Source organism: Chitinispirillales bacterium, assembly GCA_031254455.1.
In the GTDB taxonomy this organism is placed as follows: domain Bacteria; phylum Fibrobacterota; class Chitinivibrionia; order Chitinivibrionales; family Chitinivibrionaceae; genus WRFX01.
The window spans coordinates 1-20,501 of sequence record JAIRUI010000034.1; the positions used below are offsets into that span (position 1 = coordinate 1).

A 20,501-nucleotide genomic window follows, 5' to 3' on the forward strand; every position below is an offset into this window, starting at 1 on the left:
AAACTTGCAAGATTTAATCGTAAGACGTGTCGTTATTCGAAAGCGATTGATATGGTAATAGCATCACTAATACTTTTGTTTAACGAAGAAATTATTGAATGTATATTTAGTTAGCAAGCCACAGTTTTAGGTTTAGGTGTAGAATTTATGTTTGGCTTGTTATTATCTAAGGTCGCATTCCACAAGTTTATCTTTTCCTTATTCATCTTATTGATTACATATTGCCCGTATTCTACAAGATTTTTATCGGTTTTTATTCCGAGATTATTATCAGCCTCGTCGGTCACTTGCTTTTGAATATTCTGCGATGATTTTCCGAAAAAGATTTATGAGTTTGGTCAAGCAAGTATATAGTTTTCAGATATAATATTAAACGCTTGGCGACATATCGCGACACTTCCAATTAAAATATATTTTTAAATAAAAATAAAAAAGTACTGCTAATTAGTTTATCTAAAAATTATATTTGGTTTTGGTTATTAAGATGCAAAATCTAAGGGGGTATGGGACGATGAGTAAAATTTTACCGCTGATTTTGGTTGCGGCGGCGTATTTGACGTTGTCTTCGTGTAAAAAAGAAAGCGGAACTGCAATAACGACATTAGCGGACGCGCTGGCTCAAGCATGGAACTATGAGGAGCAGGATGACGCCAGCGATGCGGAAACAGAGGCGGTTCTAGCAAAACTGCCCAGAGACAAGACCTTATACCTTGTAGGATTTCAGTGGGGGGAACCGCATTCGTTTAACCCTCTTAACGGGTATCCGGATTGGCCTAGCCGTCCCGAATTTAATTTGATGTACGAACATCTTACGGAATATAATTCCATGACGGACGATATAGAGCCGGCGATCGGCAGAATAGAGCAATCTAATAAGGATTATATTTCACTTATTCTTAATTCGCTTGCAAGATGGAGCGACGGCAAGCCGCTGACTTCGGCGGACGTATTGTTTTCTTACAATTTGAGCCTTACGAATCCTGACGCTCCATGTTCGTATATTCAAGGTTTTATCAAAGAACTTACGGTAGATACGGTAAAGACCGTCATTAGAAATGAAGCCGGAGATTCCGTCGCTGTAAAAGCGGAAGAACGTGTATTTTTATGGGTGGATAAAACCGACAGAAACAATCCTCTTTCCGTTTTAGATCAAACGTCCACCGTGCCGATACTTCCCAAACATATTTTTGAACCGCTTCTTAAGGCGGCGGGCGGCAGCGTTTCGGAGGTTTCAAACGATCCAATGAACAGACCGCAGGTTGTGAGCGGGCCTTATAATCTATATATGTACTCAAATGAGAAAATAGTGATTCGCAGGAGGGACGATTATTGGGGTAACGAGGCGTTTCACAGCGGGAAAAAACCTGCGCCGGAATATATTGTTCACCCTATTTACAAAGGGAACGAACACGCTTCTACCGCACTGAAAAACGGAGAGCTGGACATTTCGTCGAATTATACTCCGCGTATCTGGTTAAAAGACGGAGTTAAAACGTGGTTTGATGCAGAACCGTATTTTATGCCCGGTTCTATACCTATGTTTATTATTAATACGACTCGTCCGCCGCTTGACAATAAGCATTACAGAAGAGCGATGGCGTTTGCTATTGATTATGAAAAAATAAAAAAATTGGCGGTTTCCGGATATACGACCGACATTCAATCGGGATTGATATTGCCGTTTTCCGCAGAGTCGACTTATTTCAGCCGTGAAGAAGTTGACAAATACGGAGCGACCAAATATGACCCCGAACGCGCAAAGGAAGAGTTGGAACTCGGCGGGTTCAAATCTTTGTATGACAAAAAGGGTAATTTGATTTGCGTTGTTGATGCTTATGGAGATACGATGCCGACTGTTGGAATTATGTCGCCTTCAGGATGGACGGATTTTGAGTCGGTTGTACGTATAGCGATTACCGGAATGCGAGCAGTAGGAATTGACATAAGACCTAATTTTGTCGACGATACTCAGTATTGGCCCGCTCAAACAACGGGGAATTTTGATTTGTTCTTCGATACGCCTGTCGCCATGATGGCGAAATCGACGCCTTGGTCGAGATTTGAAGGGGTTATGAGTGCAAAGAATTGGAAGGCTGTGGGGCAGAAAATGTATGAGAATATCGGTAGATGGAACAATCCGAATGTTGAGAATTTTATTCCGCAGATTGATTCGCTTCTTCATATAATTCCTCTGCTTGAGAACGAAAACGAAAAGAAAGAAGCATATACGCTTCTTAACCGTTATTACATGGAAGAACAGCCGACGATTCCGGTATTGTATAGACCGGAAGAATATTATGAATTTTCTACAAAGTATTGGACTAATTTTCCAACATCAGCCAAGCCTTACGCTCCTCCGAGAATGCCGGTCGCGGCGGCGGGAACGCGGATGCTTTGGGAAATTGTTCCGACAGCGGGAGGTAACTGATATATGCTTAAGAATCATCCGACTATAAGATTTGTGCTGCAAAGGGGGATTTGGTACCTGCTTACATTTTTTGTCGCGGTTACTATAAATTTCTTTTTGCCTCGTTTCGGTGCGGACCCTATTGACTTAATAATGAGTAAACAAAGAGGAACGACGGGGAAGCAGGCAGATGACAAACGAACCGCTTACATGAAAGAATTCGGTTTGGTTGAGCAGCAAAAAGTTGTTGCGACGGTTAATGGGGAAATTTTTGTCGATGGCGATAATAGTCCGGTTTCGTTTGAAACGCTTCTGAAAAACGGGCTTGTCGTTGAAGACACTCTTGCCAGACTGTGGAATTCAACATTTGAGATAACCGATATTGCGGCGCTTCAGGAAGCGTTAAAAAAATTGAATAAAGAGAAAGATCTTAATCTTCCCGACGAAATTTCTTACGAAGACGAAGACGATGAAGACGACAGCGAGATTGACGAAGCGGCGGCTCATGAAACAAACGAATCGGAAATTGATGAAAATTATTTATCATTTGAAGATTTTGAAGAACTTATAAAGGAAAATTTTTCAGCTTCCGAAATTCTTTCGCTTCCCGGTATCAGAGTCAGTAAAGGAACAAAAGTTTATGCCGCAGACGCTGAAGCGCTTGTTGAAAAACTCGGCGGATTGTCTTTGGTCGGGCAGTCATATATGGTCAGAGAAAAAAACGGAGGAATGAATCTTTATCAGTTCAACGGTGAAAACCAAAGACCAAAATTTATTAAATTCCAAAAAACCGAAGAAATGCAAATTCCGGAAGGCAATGTTCGTTATTTGGTAGAAAGTGAAGTTCTTTATCAAAAGAATACAGAAGATACGGATGCGTCCGTTGTAGGAACGTTAGTTCCGATACGCCGTTCATTATTTGGTCAATATATTCAATACATGACGATGACCTTTCATGGAGATTTGGGAACTTCGCTTGTGAAATATCCGCAAAAAGTCGGCGATATTGTGATGCGGGCTGTTCCATGGACGCTTGCTTTGCAATTTCCTGCAATCGCTATAGGTTGGATTATTGGAAATATCTTAGGCGCATTGGCGGCTTATAAACGCGGCTGGTTTGATAAAATTTTATTTCCGGGAGCGTTGCTTGTGGACTCAATTCCAATGTTTGCAATCGGAATGCTTTTGGTGTATTTCTTGGCAGAAGGGTTACATTGGTTTCCTGCAAGCGGCGGATATCCGCCGGACGTTTTTCCGGGGTTTAGTTGGGCGTTTATATCGGGTGCGGCATATTATTATTTGCTTCCGTTCTTTTCGCTTTTCCCGATTTTTGCAAGCGGTCAGGCGACAGGTATGAGAACTATGGGTATATATGAGTTGGGAACAGGGTATGTTAGATATGCCAAAACGCTTGGTGTTTCGGAAAACAAAATTTTGATGTATATTTTCAGAAACGCAATGCTCCCGCAGTTGACCGGCTTGGCTCTCAATTTAGGAACTATGGTGGGCGGCGCGTTGATTACAGAAATGATATTTTCGTATCCCGGATTAGGTTCGGCATTACTTTCGGCGGCGAAAAATAATGATTATCCCTTAATACAGGGCGGTGCGTTACTTGTTATGATAACCGTTCTGGTAGCAAATTTAACAGTGGATTTACTTATAGGTTTCTTTGACCCGCGAGTAAAAGCCGGATTGTCAGGGGTGTAAATATGAAGTTACTTAAAAATTTGTTGAAAGAACCGGCGTTTGTATTCGGCGTTGGTTTGTTCTTACTTACAATTTTGATCGCTTTGCTGGGACCTTTTTTGGTGAATATAAACACGGATTCGGAGTATCTGCCTTATCTTGAACCCGGTAAAGAAGGTTTGCTTTTAGGGGCGGATCATTTGGGACGGGATATGGTTTCAATGCTTATATGCGGACTTCAGAGCTCGTTATATGTGGGATTCTTGTCCGGAATTATCGCTACGACGCTCGGAACGTTTTTGGGAGTTTATGCCGGTTTTAAAGGCGGATTTATTGATGATTTTATTAATATGGTAACTAATCTATTTTTGGTTATTCCGTCTTTTGTTGTGTTGCTTTTGATTTCCGCTTCTCTTGAAGAAGGCCGCTCTTTGCAGCTTATCGCTATAATCATCGGAGTGACAATATGGCCCTGGACCGCTCGTTCCGTAAGAGCGGAAACGTCATCGCTTAAGAGTTCGGAGCATATAAATTTGGCGAGAGTAAACGGAGCTAATACATTTACTATTTTGACTAAACACATTTTACCGTATCTGCTTTCTTATGTGTTTATGGTGTTTATCATTCAGGTTGCATCGGGTATTCTTGAAGAAGCGGCGATAAGTATGCTTGGTCTTGGACCTTATGACTGTATTTCTCTCGGTATAATTATGAATGACGCACAAGGAAACGAGGCGTTGGGAGATGGTGCTTGGTGGGCGTTTGTTCCGGCAACATTCCTCATCACTTCAGTTGTGTTTGCGCTATATGCGCTTAATACCTCTATGGAGGGAGTATTTAACCCGGCATTACGGAAATAGGAGAAAATTATGCCAATATTTGAAGCTAAACATTTATCTCTTCACTATCTTACTCGTTTCGGTGCGAAAATTCACGCAGCGGTCGATATTTCTTTTAATTTGGAAGAAGGTGAAATTTTGGGTATTGCCGGCGAGTCGGGTTGCGGAAAAACTACGCTTGTCAGCGGGCTTACGGGAATGTGTATTCCGCCGCTTAATTATACTTCGGGCGATATATTTGTTAATGGGAAATCGCTTATGGGAAGAACCATTCAGGATATTCGTGAAAATGTTCTCGCAAGAGATATTTCAATGATTCCGCAAGGAGCGTATAATGCGCTTAATCCCACGAGAAAAGTTAAGGATTTGGCTATGGATGTTCTTCAAAGCCATGAGAAAGGCAAGTCCAGCAAAAAGGAAATGTATCAGAGAATACACAACCGTTTTGAACTTTTAGGACTTGATACGGACAGAGTTCTTAATTCTTTTGCCGTGCAATTAACTCCCGGAGAAAAACAGCGTTCTGTAATTGGAATTTCAACTTTGCTTAATCCCAAAATGGTAATCGCCGACGAACCGACTTCCGCGCTTGATGTCACTACGCAAAAACAAGTTATAGGCATGATTTTTGACTTGCTTGAAAAAAAAGTGTTTTCTACTATGATATTCATTACACACGAATTACCGCTTTTACGCCACGTGGCCGATAAAATTGCGGTTATGTATGCCGGTGAAATTGTTGAAATGGGAACAAGCGAACAATTGGTGTTTACTCCTAAACATCCGTATACGCAGGCGCTAATGAGCGCTATGCTTTCGGCTGAAGAAGGCGCAAGAAAACGTAAACCGGAAGCGATTGAGGGAGCTCCGCCAAATCTTGCAGAAGAAATTGTAGGGTGTCGTTTTGCTCCGAGGTGTAAATATGCAACTGGAGAGTGCAGTAAAAATAAACAAGAAATTCGGATTTTAGACAATCGTCAGGTGAGGTGCGATTATGCCAAATAAGAATGCCATTTTTGAAGTGAAAAATCTTGTTAAAGAGTTTGGGCACGGAAAAACGCACAATGTTGTGCTTAAAGGTTTGAATTTTGAGATAGACGACGGGGAAATAGTGACAATTGTCGGAGGATCCGGATGCGGAAAATCCGTTGCGGCAAAATGTCTTTTGGGATTTTTGCAGCCGACTAAAGGAGAGTTGCTTTACAAGGGTAAAAAAATAACAAACCAAAGAGATCACTGGCAGACGGTTCAGCCGATTTTTCAAGATCCGTTTTCAGCGTTCAACCAGTTTTTCTCTATAAGGTCGCAGTTGGAGGATTCTTTTAAAGTTTTATACAATCGCCCCAGTCGTGCGGAAATAAAAGACAAAGTTGATGCGGCTCTTCTTGCGGTTAACGTTCTACCGACCGAACTTAAAGAAAAATTTCCGTTTGAATTGTCCGGCGGACAGATGCAGAGAATGCTTTTGGCTAGAATTTTTGCACTTAAGCCTCAGGTATTGATCGCCGACGAAGCGACTTCTATGGTGGATGCGTGCGTACGCGCTAATATTCTTGATTATCTTATGAAACTCAAAAAAGAGTTGAATATGACAATTGTATTTATTACGCACGACATTGGTTTGGCGTATTATGTTTCCGATAGAATATTTATTATGCATGATGGAGAAATAGTAGAACACGGCACTCCTGACGATGTTGCGCTCCGTCCGAAAAGTAAGCATACAATCCAACTTATAGAAGATATTCCGGATATTCATAAAGATTGGATTAAAAGGAAAAGGGCGTAGGATTCGGGGAAATTATGGATATAACACAACTTAACGAAAAAATTCGTGAACAAAGTGCGTTTATTTCGCTTATTCGAGCGGAAATAGGAAAAGTGATTGTCGGACAAAAAGATATGGTCGACAAACTTCTTGTAGCGTTGTTGTCCGGCGGGCATGTTTTGCTTGAAGGGTTGCCGGGACTTGCGAAAACACTTGCAATTTCAACTTTAGCAAAGGTAGTGGATACTGATTTTAAGCGAATACAATTTACTCCTGATTTACTTCCGGCGGATTTGATAGGAACTATGATTTTTAACCAAAAAAGCGGTGATTTTGTTGCGAAAAAAGGGCCTCTTTTTTCAAATTTTATTCTTGCCGACGAAATAAACCGCGCTCCTGCGAAAGTACAGTCGGCTTTACTTGAAGCGATGCAGGAAAAGCAGGTTACTATAGGGGATACCACTTATAAACTTGCCGAACCGTTTTTGGTTATGGCTACGCAAAATCCGGTAGAGCAGGAAGGAACCTATCCGCTTCCTGAAGCTCAAATTGATAGATTCATGTTAAAAGTCAAAGTTTCACATCCAAATCGAGACGAAGAATTGGAAATTTTGTCGAGGATGGGGAGCGGTGAAGTTCCGTCTATTTCAAAAATTACAAATGAAAAGGCGATTATTGACGCTCGCAATATGATAAAAGATATTTATATGGATAGAAAAGTTGAGGAATATATTGTTGATTTGGTTTTTGCGAGTCGTCAGCCTGAGAAATTAGGAATAAAAGATTTGGACGGACTTATTGAGTATGGAGCAAGTCCGCGGGCTACATTGGCTCTTACTAAAACGGCAAGATCCCACGCATTTATAAACGGGCGCGGTTTTGTAACGCCTGAAGATGTAAAAGCGGTAGGTTTTGACGTTTTGCGGCATAGAATCGTTCCGACATATGAAGCGGAAGCCGAAAATGTAACTTCGGAAGACATTGTTCGTAAAATTTTCGATTCAGTTCTTGTTCCGTGAAAAAGCGTATTAAACATCTTGCATATTATTTGCGGCATATAGTATTTTGTCGCGTAGTTTTTGATATTGTAGAATTAAAGGAGTTGCTTTGGTAAGTATTCGTCTTGCACGCGGCGGGAAAAAAAAGAAGCCGTTTTATAGAATAGTAGCGGCCGATAGCCGCGCACCGCGCGATGGCAGGTTTCTTGAAGTTTTGGGGTATTATAATCCCGTGGTAGCGCCAAAAGATTTGAAAATCAACCTTGAGAGAGTTGATTACTGGATTTCGGTCGGCGCTAAAATGTCACAGACTGTCGAAAATTTACGTAAGTCGGCGATTGAAAAAAAATAAGGTGGTCGCCTTGTGCTTTTAAATTCGCATGATTTTGTTGCGATTGCGAAAATAGGAAAACCATTCGGACTTAAGGGAGCGTGTAATTTATTTCCGATAGGGGAGACGTTATTAAATTCCGATCCGCCTGTATCGTTGTGGATCGGAAACGAATCGTCTATAGAAAAAATTGTTTTGGCAGACATTGGCGGCGGGAAAAATTCTTTTTATTGTTTTTTTAAGGATTGTTTCGACAGAGATGAGGCCGAAAAGTTAAAGAATTTTTTTCTGTACATTGAAAAAGAGCGATTGCCGAAATTAGAAAAAGGGGAATTTTATTTTTGTGATTTGATTGGGATTTCGGTAGAAACGGAGTCTGGTGAAAAATTAGGAATCGTTAAAGATGTTTTTAATTATCCGACGACTGACGCGATTATTATAGAGACGGACGAAGGTAAAGAAATAACAATTCCGTTCAGAAAAGAAATTGTTAAACGCGTTGTCCTTGAAGAAAGCAGGATGTTTATTGACAGGGCGACAATAGAAGATTTGATGTTATAAGTGTTCTTTGATATATTGACGTTGTTTCCGAATATGTTTGACGGAGTGTTTTCCGAAAGTGTTTTAGCTCGCGCTGTAAAAAAAGGAATAATTTCGATTAAAACCGATAACATTCGCGATTATACTACCGATAAACACAGGACAGTTGACGACGAAGCGTACGGCGGAGAACCCGGAATGGTTATGAAACCCGAGCCTGTTGCGGCGGCGATAAAAAAGGCGAGAGAAAGACATAAAAATGAAAATATTCGAGTAATTTTTCTTTCTCCTTGCGGAAAACCGATAAACCATTCAGTCGTTTCTGAAATGACAAAATATGACGGACTTGTACTTTTGTGCGGGCATTACAAAGGAATTGATCAAAGGGTTATCGATCTTTATGTTGACGAGGAATTGTCGTTAGGAGATTTCGTGCTTTCGGGCGGCGAGATACCTGCAATGGCTTTGATTGACGCCGTTAGTCGTCTTATTCCGGGTGTGTTGGGAAACGAGATGAGCGCTTCTTCGGATTCATATTACGGCGGATTGCTTTCGGCTCCTTGTTATACGAGACCGGAAATATTTGAAGGGATAAACGTTCCGCAAGTTTTGTTGTCGGGACATCACGGAAATATAGCGAAGTGGCACAAAGAAACGTCAGAGGAACTGACTAAAAAGAAACGTTTTGATATTTGGTTGAAATACGAACAGAAAAACAAATAATATAATGCCTTTGGAGGTGGTATAAAAGTGGATTTAATTAAACAAATTGAAAAAAGGTATCTTAAAGAAACCGCGAAGACAGAGTTTTCGGCCGGGGATACCGTAACTGTAAATTATCGTATCCAAGAGGGCGGTAAAACCCGTATTCAGAAATATACCGGCGTTGTCATTCAAAAGAGAAACGGTAATGGAATGAATGGAACGTTTACCGTTCGTAAAGCGTCGGCAAACGGCATTTTCGTGGAAAGAATTTTTGCTCTCAACTCTCCTCTCATAGAGGAAATTACTTTAGAAGCGAGAGGCAGAGTTCGCCGTGCGAGGATCTACTATTTGAGACAGAGAATCGGTAAATCTGCAAGAATTCGTGAGTTGAAAGTACAAAATACGAACAACAATACTATCAATGAAGAATAAATGTTGTTTGTATAGTAATTTTTTATTTTTGTGACGGAAGAGACGTATAGTTGTAATAGTACTTCTTTTTCGTTTATCGTTCGCGATTAAGACGGAGACGTTCATGAATAAAAGTGATTATCGTCCCAATGTTTGTGTGGTTGTTCTGCATCCCGAGAACGGGAAAGTGTTATTGTGTCACCGTTGCGGATTTTTGCCTGGTGAAGGCTGGCAGTTTCCGCAAGGCGGGATTGACGAAACATTGCCCCTTGAAGAAGAAATGAGAAGGGAATTGAAAGAAGAAGCCGGTACGGACGAAGTTGATATTGTGGGAATATCTTCCGGTGAATACTATTATGATTTTCCAGAACATGCGTATCGTAAAAGAGGCGGATTTCGCGGACAACGGCAAAAATGGATTCTTGTGCGTCTAAAAGACGAGAAGTTTGTAAACGTTAACACGAAAAGACCTGAATTTGATTCTTACGAATGGGTTTCTCCTAAAATAGCGCTTATGCGTACGGTAGATTTTAAGCAGAGCATATATCATAAAGCGCTTACGGAATTGAACGTTTTGTAAAACTATAAAATTATTTTAATATTTTCTGGGAAGAAATGTTTTGGGATTATTCAAATCAATTTTTGTCTTTATCGTATATATTATTATCGGCATAGTTTTTTTATTTTTTACGGGACCTTTTTCCTTGCTTTTTATTCCATTCAAAAAACACAAAAAGATATTTTCAAAGTTTTTACGCGGATATATGAAATGGATGGTGTATGACATTCTGTCGTTTTTTCAAGTGCTTAAAATTAAGGAAGCCACGGGCTTACAAAACTTCCACGGAACAGGGATTGTAATTTCAAATCACCAAAGTTTTTTTGACGGATTTTTGGTCATGGGACACGTTCCGTCCGTTCCGTTGGTAAAATCGTCATATAAATTTAATCCGTTTTTCAATTGTGTTATTATGTTTTTTGATTTTGTGGAAATTGATACTACTCCGACAGGAATAATGAAAGCGGACGAAAAAATCCGCCGTTTGCTTAAAAGCGGGCAGTCGGTTTATATATGTCCGGAAGGAACGCGCAACAGTGATGGGAAAATCGGCAAATTTCATTCTTTAGCATTCAAAATCGCAGAAGATTTGAAAGTTCCGCTTTTTCCTATAGTTATTCATTATGACAGACCGATTCTAGGTAAATCCGGAAGTAGTTTTATATTTTCGCAAAAAGTAGATGTAAAAATTCATATTTTGGAATCAATTATTCCGCAGGAAAATCAAACATCCGTACAGCTGTTGAAAGAAGCTCATGGTATAATGAAAACGGAATTTGAAAAGATGTCTATATAGTCAAGATTTTGTATGAAAGGGGAAAGCAATGAAAGCGCTTATTATTTTGGCGGACGGGTTTGAAGAAATAGAGGCAATCACGCCGATTGATTTGCTTGTAAGGGCTGGAATTGATGTTGTAACCGCAGGTTTGGGTAAAAAGGAAATATGCGGTTCACACAAGATAAAAATAGTCGTCGATGAAATTTTAGACAAATCAAAAGACAATTTTGACGCGGTAATTTTACCCGGAGGTCCCGGACATTTGAATTTAATGAACAGCAACGATGTTTTGGAAATTGTTAAGAAGTTTTACGAAAACAAGAAACTATGCTGCGCAATTTGCGCAGCGCCGAAAGTTTTTGACAAGGCTCAAATTTTGGAAAACAAAAAATACACTTGTTTCCCATCAATGCAAAAAGAAATAAAAAGCGGTAATTATTGCGACGACGCGGTGGTGTGCGACGGAAATATCATAACTTCAAGGTCGGCCGGTACGGCTTTTGATTTTTCGTTCGCCGTTATTGAAAATCTTTTGAACAATAATGAGGCTAAATCGGTTAAAGACAAGATTTATTACTGATTTTTTGTGAAAATTTTTGTTGAGCAAACGCACATTTTTGACAAATTTTTTCTACCATGATCTTTTGAGAAAATCCGCCTATAATCGCTTTAGTGCGCGGTGAATTCAATATTTGCGTAACGTTCTTTTCGTCAATATTTCCAAGTTCAATTTCGCCGTTTTTGTCCAAGCAACAGGGGACGACCCGTCCATCCGCAAGAATCGCAAAATGTGTTTGAAGCCCATAACAAAATCCTTTTTTTTGAACTGGAGCGGTTTTATCCCACGAAAACGGCGAGTCGAAATGAACAAACAGGTTTTGTGTAATTTTTTGTTTTTTTCTACCGTTTGATGTATGGGGCGTTATTTTAATTCCGTTAAATTTGGCTTGCAGAATTTCGATTGTTTTTTGAAAGTGAAAATTTTGTGGATTTTGATAATTCCAAAAACGAAAAGATATAGGTAAATCGCTTCTCTTATCCGCCAAATTCAACGCTGAACCGACAATTTTCTCAATCTCGTTAGAATTCTGCGCGGAATGAACCGAAACGTTAAATTCTCGTAATGCGGGAGAAAGAAGTGCGGCAAATCGCTCTTCAATCAAAATTCCGTTTGTCGTAATTGCGATTGAAACGTTTAATTTTTGTGCAATTTCCAAAAATTCTTTAATGTTTGGATGTAAAAGCGGTTCGCCGCCGACATATAAATAAATCTTTTCGCATAAATTTGCGATTTGTTTTATACGGTTTTCAAATCTCTCAATTGATAAAAACACAGGTTCTCGCGTTGTTCCCAAACAAAACGAACAGCTTTTATTGCAAACATTTGTTATTTCAAGGTAAATTTTTTTGAATCGACGGTTTTTCATAAAATTTATCTCAAAATTTCGCCCAATCGGCAAATATCTCTGCAAACAATCATTGCAAGCTGGATTTCTTTTGAAATTTTTGGCACGGCTGGACAGATAACTTTTTCAAATCCCATAGCTATAACTTCTTTTATGCGTTTTTCCATATCTACTACCGGACGAATCTCACCGCCCAAACCCAATTCGCCCATAAATGAATATTCAACAGGAATTACTTTGTTTGTGTAGGACGAAACTATAGCCGCCGCAACCGCCAGATCGACAGCCGGCTCGCTTACGTTCAAACCACCGGTTACATTTACGAAAATATCGTAATCACCCAGAGAAATTCCTGTGTATTTTTCCAAGACTGCTGAAATCAGGGCGATTCTTTTGGGATTTATTCCGTTTGCTACGCGCTGTGAATTTCCAAAATGACTTTTGTTGACAAGCGCTTGAATTTCGACCATAATTACACGACTTCCTTCAATTAGCGGAACCGTCGCGCAGCCAGGGCGTTTGCGTGAAAGTTCGTTCAGAAATATTTTTGCCGTGTCGCGAATTTCCGACAAACCTTGCGCGGACATGTCAAAAACCGCTATTTCTCCGCTTGCTCCGAAACGATTTTTTTGCCCTCGTAAAATACGAAACCTGTTAAAATCTTCACCTTCAAAAGTTAAAATCACATCGACAATGTGTTCTAAAAGGCGCGGTCCGGCGATTGAACCTTCTTTGGTTATATGCCCTATTATCACGATTGCCGTCGAATATTTTTTTGCAAAATTCGTCAAAATTGCCGCACAGCTTCTGACTTGTGACACGCTGCCGCTTATCCCTTCGGTTTCATCGCTAAAAATTGTTTGAATAGAATCAATTATCGCCAAATCGGGTTTTTCTCTTTCCAATATTTCGATCAGTTGTTCGACACAGGTTTCCGTAGCTATTTTTATGGGCGATTTATCGGCAAAAATTCGTTTTGCGCGAATGGCGATTTGTTCGATGGACTCTTCTCCGGAAACATAAAAAACCTTTTTGCCGCAGTCTGCGGCTTTAGAGGCGATTTGTAAAAGGAGAGTGGATTTTCCTATGCCGGGACTTCCGGCGATAAGCGAAATCGAACCTGTGACGATTCCACCGCCGAATACCGCATCTACCTGCTGAAAGCCGGTTTCTGTCCGCTTTGGCTCAATAGTCGCATAATTTGGTAATTCTACAGTATCCGGAGAGGAATTTTGAGAAGAAAAAACATTACCGTTTTTTTTGCCGCCGCTTTGACGAAATTCTTTAACCGTTCCAAACGCTCCGCACGACGAGCATTTTCCCATCCATTTTATAAATGTATCTCCGCACTGCGAACACATAAATTGCGTTTTATCTTTCTTTGCCGCCATACCCGCCGTTCTAAAAAATGTTTTCTGCAAGTTTCAGAAAAGAAAATAGTTTTTTACCCGAAACCAAATCAAAAAATTCATCTCGCTTTTTTCTTGCTCAAAAATTGTAAACCGTTAAACGTTCTAAAACGAAACGTAAAGTAATGGACGTAGTTGTAATTATTATAATTCTATGTTTAAGTTTTGTTTCAGAATGAAACGTTTTTTTATTGGCATGAAAATTGATTCTTTGATTTTGTAGTTGCTGCATGCGGCAAATTAATTAAAACAAGATCAATTTTTAGTTTAAAACAACTTAAAGGAGTATTTTATGGCTATTAAACCGATTGGTGAGAGAGTGTTGATTGAAACGCTTGAGGCGGAAACAAAAACCGCGGGCGGAATTATTATTCCCGACAACGCGCAGGAAAAACCGCAGCAAGGAAAAGTTATTGCTGTCGGAGACGGAACAGCGGAAATTAAACTTACGCTTAAAGCGGGCGACAAAGTTTTGTACGGTAAATATGCCGGCACGGAGATTACTTACGAGGGTAAAAAATACATCGTTATGAAAGAATCGGATGTATTGGCGGTCATAAACTAAACAATTTCAAAATAAAAAAAAGGAGATTAAAGAATTATGGGAGCAAAACAAATTGCATTTGGAGCGGAAGCGCGTGAAAAACTTCTTAACGGCGTGGACATTCTCGCAAACGCCGTGAAAGCGACGCTGGGACCGAAAGGAAGAAATGTAGTTCTTGATAAGAGTTTCGGAGCGCCGACGGTAACAAAAGACGGAGTTTCGGTTGCAAAAGAGATTGAGCTTGAAGACAAATTTGAGAACATGGGTGCGCAATTGGTTAAGGAAGTCGCTTCGAAAACTTCCGACGGCGTAGGCGACGGTACTACTACGGCGACGGTACTTGCACAAGCGATCGCCCGCGTAGGACTTAAAAACGTTACGGCAGGCGCAAATCCGATGGATTTGAAAAGAGGTATAGACAAAGCGGTGAAAGCGCTTGTCGCGGAACTTAAAACCTTATCAAAAAAAATCAACGGAAAAAAAGAAGTTGCGCAAGTAGGCTCAATTTCAGCAAATAACGACCAAGAAATCGGAAATTTACTTGCGGATGCGATGGAGAAAGTAGGTAACGACGGAGTTATCACCGTAGAAGAAGCGAAATCCATCGACACGACGCTTGACGTCGTTGAAGGAATGCAATTTGACCGCGGATATGTATCGGCGTATTTCATTACCGACGTCGATGCGCAGGAAGCGGTTTTGGACGACGCCCTTATATTGATTCACGACAAGAAAATAAGCACGATGAAAGATATTCTTCCGATTTTGGAAAAAGTATCGCAGCAGGGACGTCAACTCTTGATAATCGCCGAAGATATCGACGGTGAAGCTCTTGCGACTTTGGTTGTGAATCGCTTGAGAGGAACGCTCAAGATTTGCGCCGTGAAAGCTCCGGGATTTGGCGATCGCCGCAAAGCTATGTTGGAAGATATTGCAGTATTGACAGGCGGACAGGTGATTTCGGAAGAAGCGGGTTACAAATTGGAAAATACCACTTTGGATATGCTTGGAAAAGCAAAAAGAATTACGGTTGAAAAAGAAAACACCACAATTATCGAAGGCGCTGGCAGTTCAAAAGAAATTCAAGCGAGAATTTCGCAAATTAAAAAGCAAATCGAAGATACCACTTCGGATTACGACCGTGAAAAATTGCAGGAACGTCTTGCAAAACTTGCCGGCGGAGTTGCGGTTCTTAAAATCGGCGCGGCTACCGAAACCGAAATGAAAGAGAAAAAAGCGAGAGTCGAAGACGCTTTACACGCTACAAGAGCGGCTGTAGAAGAAGGTATAGTTCCCGGAGGAGGCGTTGCTCTTATTCGCGTCGCTCACGTATTGGACGGCGTAAAAGTAGAAAACGACGACCAGAAACTCGGCATCGAGATTGTTCGTAAAGCGATTGAAGAGCCGCTTCGTCAGATTGTTGCAAACGCAGGACAAGAAGCAAGCGTTGTCGTAAACGAAGTTCGTAAAAACAAAGGCGATTTCGGATATAACGCATACACCGACAAATACGAAAATTTGTATGAGTCCGGCGTTATTGACCCTGTGAAAGTGACCAGAACGGCGCTTGAAAACGCGGCATCCATTGCGGGGCTTATTTTAACGACGGAAGCGCTTGTAAGTGACGCTCCTTCCGACAAAAAAGCGCCGGCAATGCCTGCAGGCGGTATGGGCGGATACGACGGAATGATGTAATTTCCCGAGAAAATTAGTAATAATTTGCAAAAAGACAGGTTTGATTAAAACCTGTCTTTTTGTTTTTGTGTTAAAATAAAAAAATATTTATTTCAAATACGTGTAAAAAAGTATATTTGCAATAGTTTTGTCATAATTTTAAAAAGGAGAATTTACCATGGCTTCATTAAACAAAGTTATTATTGTCGGAAATTTGGGCAGAGACCCTGAACTTAGATCAACAGCGTCGGGATCTAAGGTTTTGGAAGTCAGTATCGCTACGACCGAAAGATTCAAAGATAAAGACGGCAACGACCAAGAACAAACCGATTGGCATAGAATTGTGATGTGGAATCAAAAAGCGGAATATGTCGTCAGAAACACTCGTAAAGGGAGTTGTTTGTATGTCGAAGGAAAATTGAGGTATAGAAAATACACCGACAAAGACGGAAACGATAGAACTACGACCGAGATTTTGGCGGATAACGTTGCGATTTTGGGCGGACGGACATCTTCCGATTCAAATAATTTCGTCGGAGAACAACCGCAGTATCAAAAACCGTACGAAAATATGAAATTAAACAATTTTGAAGAAAATCTATCAGAAGCGAACGACTTTACGGAATCGTCGCCCGCAATTGACGATAATCTTCCGTTTTAATTGAAAAAAATTATAAAATATTAGGAGCTTTATGGTTAAGTATTATGTTTTAGATTGGCAGACGACAGCGGCGATATTTGTTGTCGTTATGGTTGTTATGTGGTTTTTTAGCGGCGTTATAAAACTTCCGAAATTTGCAGCGATTTTGATTGCAGCCGGGTTTGCCGTTTTGATAAAATATAAATGGTGGTGGATTTATGCGCAGGTAAGCGGATGGATGCGGCTTATGGGAATGGACGTATAAGACCAAAATGCTTGCGCGTCTTCGCAGTATCGCTTTGCAAGGGATTGACGCTTACGAAGTAATAATAGAGTCGGATATAACCGAAACGATTCCGTCTTTTACGATTGTCGGGCTTCCGGACGGAGCGGTTAAAGAAAGCCGTGAGCGGGTTATGTCTGCGATAAAAAACAGCGGTTTTGATTTTCCTGCGCGAAAAGTTACGATAAATATGGCTCCGGCGGATATTCGCAAGGAAGGTTCGGCTTACGATTTACCTATCGCGTTGGGAATTTTAATTTCTACACGGCAAATTTCAAACAAAAATCAAGATTTTTGCATTATAGGAGAATTGGCGTTAGACGGAACGCTTAGACCGATTAAAGGCGTTTTGCCTATCGCTCTTTGTGCAAGAAAGAACGGATTTTCCGCTATAATCGTTCCGGAGAAAAATGCGGACGAAGCCGCCGTCGCACAAGGTTTGCCTGTTTATCCTGCAAAAACGCTCAAAGACGCTATAGATCTAGTTGAAGGGAATTCGACTATTGAGGCGAAAACTTGCGATATTGATAAAATTTTTTCGAAATCACAGGATTTTTTGTTGGATTTTATCGACGTAAAAGGACAGTCCGTCGTAAAAAAGGCGTTGCTTGTTGCGGCTTGCGGCGGACACAATATGCTTATGATAGGACCGCCCGGCAGCGGAAAAACTATGATAGCAAAACGCATTCCGTCAATTTTACCGCCGCTGACGCTTGACGAATCGCTTGAAACTACGATAATTCATTCGATTGCGGGAAAACTTCCCCCAAAAGAGCCTCTTGTGATAAATCGACCGTTTCGTTCGCCTCATCACAATATTTCGGACGCAGGGTTAATCGGCGGCGGAACTTATCCTAAACCCGGAGAAATTAGTTTGAGCCATCACGGCGTTTTGTTTTTGGACGAACTTCCCGAATTTGACAAGAATGTTTTAGAAAATCTGCGCCAACCGCTTGAAAATAAATCGGTTACGATAAGCAGAGCGGCGCTTTCGCTTTCGTTTCCGGCTGATTTTATGCTGATTGCCGCAATGAATCCCTGTCCTTGCGGACATTTTGGCGACCCTGCGCACAAATGCAGTTGTACGGCGCAAAAAATCCAAAATTACATAGGAAAATTATCCGGTCCGCTTTTAGATAGAATCGATATACAAATTCGTGTTTCTTCCCTGCCTTACGAGGATTTAGTTAAGAAAAAAGGAACGGAATCATCCGCTGAAATGCGTGAAAAAGTGATAAAAGCGCGGGAAATACAACAAAATCGTTTTAAAGGCAATAAAGGAATTTTCTGTAACGCGAATATGGAATCCAAAGACCTGCGCGAATTTTGCGTTTTGGAAGAGGGTTGCGGCGAAATGCTTAAGTCTGCGATAGACAGATTAGGATTGTCCGCAAGAGCGTATGACAGAATACTTAAAGTTTCTCGTACTATCGCCGATTTGAAAGGCAACGCGCTTATATCAAAGCCGGACATCGCAGAAGCGGTTCAATACAGAACGTTAGACAGAAATTTATGAAAATGGGTTAAAACAATAAAATTTGTGTTCTTTGATTTTCGTTTCCGGCGGTTTTTTATTTTTACACGACTCAAGTCTTTTGGGACACCTTGTTTCAAAAGCGCAGCCTTTAATCTCATTTGAAGCGTCTGGCAAATTCCCTTCAATAGGCTTTAATTTTTCTTTTTTCCCTCCGATTTTTGCAACCGCGTTTAATAAACCTATAGTGTAATGATGTTTCGGATAATCGAATATTTCGTTTCTGCATCCGCTTTCAACCACTTCACCCGCGTAAAGAACGGAAATTTTATCGGCGATAACGTTTACTATACCTAAATCGTGGGTTATAAACAAAACAGCCATTTTCATTTCTTTGCGTAAATCGTTAAGTATGTCCAAAATTTGTCTCTGAACCGTTACGTCGAGCGCTGTTGTCGGTTCGTCGGCGATTAAAAGCATAGGTTTGCATATTATCGCCATAGCAATCATGATTCGCTGTCGTAATCCGCCGGATAATTCATGAGGGTACTGCATTATTCGTTTTTGCGGCGACGTGACTTTTACCGAATCAAGTACGCGAACGGCTTCCGCAAGCGCGTCTTTTTTGTTTATTCCTTTGTGGGCGACAAGAACTTCGGCAATTTGGTCGCCGCAACGGTAAACGGGATTCAGTGAATTCATCGGGTCTTGAAAAATCATTGAAATTTCTTTCGCACGAATTTTTCGCATTTTTTCTTTGTCTATTTTTAACAAATTTTGTCCGTTGAAAATTATTTCTCCGTTTGTTATTTTTCCGGGTTTTTCAATTAGATTCATTATTGCGTAAGAACTGACGGATTTTCCGCACCCCGATTCGCCGACAACGCAATGCGTCTCTCCTTTTTCTATTGAAAGCGAAACGTTTCTCACCGCATGAACAGTCGTTTTTTTTAATTCAAAATCGACCGCAAGATTTTTTATTTCCAAAAGAGACATAATTCCTTAAATTTTTCCCAAAACAAACCCAAATATTCATGAATGCATTTGCCGGAATTTACCAGTCTCTGCGAATTGGGGAAAAAATCAAAAAATATTTTTTTATTTTTTTTATGTATTTGATAGTCTGTAGGCGTTTGAATAACAAAAACTCCTTCATTTTCAAAATTTATAGCCGCTCGTTTCAAATGAGCCGCGGAACTTACCAAAAAAACCGTATCGCCCATAAAGTACTCAGCGCAGCGTTTTGCTTCTTCTCGCGTATTTTTTGCGTCTTCTATTGCAATAATTTTTGTTTCGTTAACGCCTAAATCAACGGCGCACTGTTTCATTAGCGTTGCGATGGAATTGCCGGTAACAAAATCGTTTCCTGTAAAAACCAAATTGTTGGCGTTTATAAGATTAAAAACACGTATTCCTTCGACAAGACGACAAATCGACGTAGGGGATAATATTGCGTTTGCGGGAAGATCCGAATCTTCATATCTTCCGCCGCCTAAAACTATGACGGTTTTTACGCTCAAATGTTCCTGCGGGTTTGTAACGGGAATCGAGCTTTCAAGCGGATGTGCAAGAACATTTTGTCCGTAATCGGAAGAAAAAAAGCATAGTGAGAAAAATGCGAAAATTAAAACAATTATTCCCGCCGTCTTTTTTTTGAAAACTATTAAAAGAACGGCAAGCGCAGATATAATAAAAAAAATCATAAGGGGAGAAAATATTTCGGAAAGGCTTCTTGTTAAAAAAAACATTTTAACTCTCAATCAAAATTTATTGTTCATCGTCTATATAAAATTCTCCACCCCAAGGAGAATTTCCATTTTTTTCTTCATCGTAATAATTTTCTTCTTCGTCTTCTTCTAAATCGTCGTCTTCCTCAGTAAAATACTCTATTTCGTCTTCTGTATAAAACTCACCGTCCCAAGAAGAATTTTCATCTTTTTTGAATTCATCCTCATATTCTTCTTCTAATTCTTTGTCGTCTATTTCGTCATCAAGCTCTTCTTCTGAATCTTCCATAAATTCCTCCCCGCGAATTCAATACGTCTT

24 protein-coding genes are annotated in these 20,501 nt (G+C 40.4%); 18 read left to right on the forward strand and 6 right to left on the reverse strand.

Going from position 1 to position 20,501, the window contains the following annotated elements; genetic code table 11:
• Window positions 1-110: 110 nt before the first annotated feature.
• The gene (locus LBH98_02380) at window positions 111-287 is read right to left on the reverse strand and encodes a hypothetical protein (GenBank protein MDR0303604.1); all 177 of its coding nucleotides are present in this window, start codon (window positions 285-287) and stop codon (window positions 111-113) included.
• Window positions 288-511: 224 nt separating this feature from the next.
• Here LBH98_02380 and LBH98_02385 point away from each other — a divergent pair, with 224 nt between their 5' ends.
• The 13 genes from LBH98_02385 (at window position 512) to LBH98_02445 (ending at window position 11,605) form a co-directional block, all read left to right on the forward strand.
• A complete protein-coding gene (locus tag LBH98_02385) occupies window positions 512-2,428 on the forward strand; it encodes an ABC transporter substrate-binding protein (protein MDR0303605.1) in 1,917 nt (638 codons plus the stop codon).
• Window positions 2,429-2,431: 3 nt separating this feature from the next.
• A complete protein-coding gene (locus LBH98_02390; GenBank protein ID MDR0303606.1) occupies window positions 2,432-4,117 on the forward strand; it encodes an ABC transporter permease in 1,686 nt (561 codons plus the stop codon).
• A 2-nt stretch (window positions 4,118-4,119) separates the two neighbouring features.
• Window positions 4,120-4,956: an ABC transporter permease gene (locus LBH98_02395; protein ID MDR0303607.1), complete on the forward strand. Its 837-nt coding sequence runs from the start codon at window positions 4,120-4,122 to the stop codon at window positions 4,954-4,956.
• 9 nt (window positions 4,957-4,965) lie between these two features.
• Window positions 4,966-5,940 (forward strand): ABC transporter ATP-binding protein, encoded by a 975-nt coding sequence (locus LBH98_02400; protein MDR0303608.1) that lies wholly within the window; start codon window positions 4,966-4,968, stop codon window positions 5,938-5,940.
• Window positions 5,930-6,724 (forward strand): dipeptide/oligopeptide/nickel ABC transporter ATP-binding protein, encoded by a 795-nt coding sequence (locus LBH98_02405; GenBank protein MDR0303609.1) that lies wholly within the window; start codon window positions 5,930-5,932, stop codon window positions 6,722-6,724. Before LBH98_02400 ends, LBH98_02405 begins: the two co-directional genes overlap by 11 nt.
• A gap of 14 nt (window positions 6,725-6,738) precedes the next feature.
• Window positions 6,739-7,722: a MoxR family ATPase gene (locus LBH98_02410; GenBank protein ID MDR0303610.1), complete on the forward strand. Its 984-nt coding sequence runs from the start codon at window positions 6,739-6,741 to the stop codon at window positions 7,720-7,722.
• An 88-nt stretch (window positions 7,723-7,810) separates the two neighbouring features.
• Window positions 7,811-8,053 carry a 30S ribosomal protein S16 gene (gene rpsP, locus LBH98_02415; protein ID MDR0303611.1) on the forward strand — a complete coding sequence of 81 codons (243 nt, stop codon included), beginning with the start codon at window positions 7,811-7,813 and terminating at the stop codon, window positions 8,051-8,053.
• A gap of 12 nt (window positions 8,054-8,065) precedes the next feature.
• A complete protein-coding gene (rimM, locus tag LBH98_02420) occupies window positions 8,066-8,593 on the forward strand; it encodes a ribosome maturation factor RimM (GenBank protein ID MDR0303612.1) in 528 nt (175 codons plus the stop codon).
• Complete coding sequence (gene trmD / locus LBH98_02425) at window positions 8,594-9,295, forward strand: tRNA (guanosine(37)-N1)-methyltransferase TrmD (GenBank protein MDR0303613.1); 702 nt, start codon at window positions 8,594-8,596, stop codon at window positions 9,293-9,295.
• Between the two features lie 27 nt (window positions 9,296-9,322).
• Window positions 9,323-9,709 carry a 50S ribosomal protein L19 gene (rplS, locus tag LBH98_02430; protein MDR0303614.1) on the forward strand — a complete coding sequence of 129 codons (387 nt, stop codon included), beginning with the start codon at window positions 9,323-9,325 and terminating at the stop codon, window positions 9,707-9,709.
• 103 nt (window positions 9,710-9,812) lie between these two features.
• Complete coding sequence (locus tag LBH98_02435) at window positions 9,813-10,268, forward strand: RNA pyrophosphohydrolase (protein MDR0303615.1); 456 nt, start codon at window positions 9,813-9,815, stop codon at window positions 10,266-10,268.
• A gap of 184 nt (window positions 10,269-10,452) precedes the next feature.
• Window positions 10,453-11,043 carry a 1-acyl-sn-glycerol-3-phosphate acyltransferase gene (locus LBH98_02440; protein ID MDR0303616.1) on the forward strand — a complete coding sequence of 197 codons (591 nt, stop codon included), beginning with the start codon at window positions 10,453-10,455 and terminating at the stop codon, window positions 11,041-11,043.
• A gap of 28 nt (window positions 11,044-11,071) precedes the next feature.
• Entirely contained in the window at window positions 11,072-11,605 is a 534-nt protein-coding gene (locus tag LBH98_02445; GenBank protein MDR0303617.1) for a DJ-1/PfpI family protein, read from the forward strand.
• Here LBH98_02445 and LBH98_02450 read toward each other — a convergent pair.
• Both LBH98_02450 and radA read right to left on the reverse strand, forming a co-directional pair.
• Window positions 11,583-12,452 (reverse strand): radical SAM protein, encoded by an 870-nt coding sequence (locus LBH98_02450; GenBank protein ID MDR0303618.1) that lies wholly within the window; start codon window positions 12,450-12,452, stop codon window positions 11,583-11,585. The genes LBH98_02445 and LBH98_02450 overlap by 23 nt on opposite strands.
• A gap of 5 nt (window positions 12,453-12,457) precedes the next feature.
• Entirely contained in the window at window positions 12,458-13,822 is a 1,365-nt protein-coding gene (radA, locus tag LBH98_02455) for a DNA repair protein RadA (GenBank protein MDR0303619.1), read from the reverse strand.
• 310 nt (window positions 13,823-14,132) lie between these two features.
• Between radA and LBH98_02460 the strand changes: the two genes are divergently transcribed.
• The 5 genes from LBH98_02460 (at window position 14,133) to LBH98_02480 (ending at window position 18,497) form a co-directional block, all read left to right on the forward strand.
• Window positions 14,133-14,405, forward strand: coding sequence for a co-chaperone GroES (locus tag LBH98_02460; GenBank protein MDR0303620.1), 273 nt, complete (start codon window positions 14,133-14,135; stop codon window positions 14,403-14,405).
• Between the two features lie 36 nt (window positions 14,406-14,441).
• Window positions 14,442-16,079: a chaperonin GroEL gene (gene groL / locus LBH98_02465; GenBank protein MDR0303621.1), complete on the forward strand. Its 1,638-nt coding sequence runs from the start codon at window positions 14,442-14,444 to the stop codon at window positions 16,077-16,079.
• Between the two features lie 157 nt (window positions 16,080-16,236).
• Entirely contained in the window at window positions 16,237-16,719 is a 483-nt protein-coding gene (locus LBH98_02470) for a single-stranded DNA-binding protein (protein MDR0303622.1), read from the forward strand.
• A gap of 31 nt (window positions 16,720-16,750) precedes the next feature.
• On the forward strand, window positions 16,751-16,963 hold the full coding sequence (locus LBH98_02475; protein ID MDR0303623.1) for a hypothetical protein: 213 nt from the start codon (window positions 16,751-16,753) through the stop codon (window positions 16,961-16,963).
• 7 nt (window positions 16,964-16,970) lie between these two features.
• Window positions 16,971-18,497: a YifB family Mg chelatase-like AAA ATPase gene (locus tag LBH98_02480; protein ID MDR0303624.1), complete on the forward strand. Its 1,527-nt coding sequence runs from the start codon at window positions 16,971-16,973 to the stop codon at window positions 18,495-18,497.
• On the opposite strand, the gene LBH98_02485 is transcribed toward LBH98_02480, so the two are convergent.
• The 3 genes from LBH98_02485 to LBH98_02495 form a co-directional block, all read right to left on the reverse strand.
• Window positions 18,492-19,451 (reverse strand): ABC transporter ATP-binding protein, encoded by a 960-nt coding sequence (locus tag LBH98_02485; protein ID MDR0303625.1) that lies wholly within the window; start codon window positions 19,449-19,451, stop codon window positions 18,492-18,494. The genes LBH98_02480 and LBH98_02485 overlap by 6 nt on opposite strands.
• Complete coding sequence (locus tag LBH98_02490) at window positions 19,433-20,158, reverse strand: YdcF family protein (protein ID MDR0303626.1); 726 nt, start codon at window positions 20,156-20,158, stop codon at window positions 19,433-19,435. Before LBH98_02490 ends, LBH98_02485 begins: the two co-directional genes overlap by 19 nt.
• Window positions 20,159-20,222: 64 nt before the next feature.
• Complete coding sequence (locus tag LBH98_02495) at window positions 20,223-20,471, reverse strand: hypothetical protein (protein ID MDR0303627.1); 249 nt, start codon at window positions 20,469-20,471, stop codon at window positions 20,223-20,225.
• Window positions 20,472-20,501 lie beyond the last annotated feature (30 nt).

Coding starts and splice junctions, on each gene's coding strand:
- LBH98_02385 (MDR0303605.1), top strand. CDS start 512: ATGAGTAAAATTTTACCGCTGATTTTGGTTGCGGCGGCGTATTTGACG.
- LBH98_02390 (MDR0303606.1), top strand. CDS start 2,432: ATGCTTAAGAATCATCCGACTATAAGATTTGTGCTGCAAAGGGGGATT.
- LBH98_02395 (MDR0303607.1), top strand. CDS start 4,120: ATGAAGTTACTTAAAAATTTGTTGAAAGAACCGGCGTTTGTATTCGGC.
- LBH98_02400 (MDR0303608.1), top strand. CDS start 4,966: ATGCCAATATTTGAAGCTAAACATTTATCTCTTCACTATCTTACTCGT.
- LBH98_02405 (MDR0303609.1), top strand. CDS start 5,930: ATGCCAAATAAGAATGCCATTTTTGAAGTGAAAAATCTTGTTAAAGAG.
- LBH98_02410 (MDR0303610.1), top strand. CDS start 6,739: ATGGATATAACACAACTTAACGAAAAAATTCGTGAACAAAGTGCGTTT.
- LBH98_02435 (MDR0303615.1), top strand. CDS start 9,813: ATGAATAAAAGTGATTATCGTCCCAATGTTTGTGTGGTTGTTCTGCAT.
- LBH98_02440 (MDR0303616.1), top strand. CDS start 10,453: ATGAAATGGATGGTGTATGACATTCTGTCGTTTTTTCAAGTGCTTAAA.
- LBH98_02445 (MDR0303617.1), top strand. CDS start 11,072: ATGAAAGCGCTTATTATTTTGGCGGACGGGTTTGAAGAAATAGAGGCA.
- LBH98_02450 (MDR0303618.1), bottom strand. CDS start 12,452: ATGAAAAACCGTCGATTCAAAAAAATTTACCTTGAAATAACAAATGTT.
- radA (MDR0303619.1), bottom strand. CDS start 13,822: ATGGCGGCAAAGAAAGATAAAACGCAATTTATGTGTTCGCAGTGCGGA.
- LBH98_02460 (MDR0303620.1), top strand. CDS start 14,133: ATGGCTATTAAACCGATTGGTGAGAGAGTGTTGATTGAAACGCTTGAG.
- groL (MDR0303621.1), top strand. CDS start 14,442: ATGGGAGCAAAACAAATTGCATTTGGAGCGGAAGCGCGTGAAAAACTT.
- LBH98_02470 (MDR0303622.1), top strand. CDS start 16,237: ATGGCTTCATTAAACAAAGTTATTATTGTCGGAAATTTGGGCAGAGAC.
- LBH98_02475 (MDR0303623.1), top strand. CDS start 16,751: ATGGTTAAGTATTATGTTTTAGATTGGCAGACGACAGCGGCGATATTT.
- LBH98_02480 (MDR0303624.1), top strand. CDS start 16,971: ATGCTTGCGCGTCTTCGCAGTATCGCTTTGCAAGGGATTGACGCTTAC.
- LBH98_02485 (MDR0303625.1), bottom strand. CDS start 19,451: ATGTCTCTTTTGGAAATAAAAAATCTTGCGGTCGATTTTGAATTAAAA.
- LBH98_02490 (MDR0303626.1), bottom strand. CDS start 20,158: ATGATTTTTTTTATTATATCTGCGCTTGCCGTTCTTTTAATAGTTTTC.
- LBH98_02495 (MDR0303627.1), bottom strand. CDS start 20,471: ATGGAAGATTCAGAAGAAGAGCTTGATGACGAAATAGACGACAAAGAA.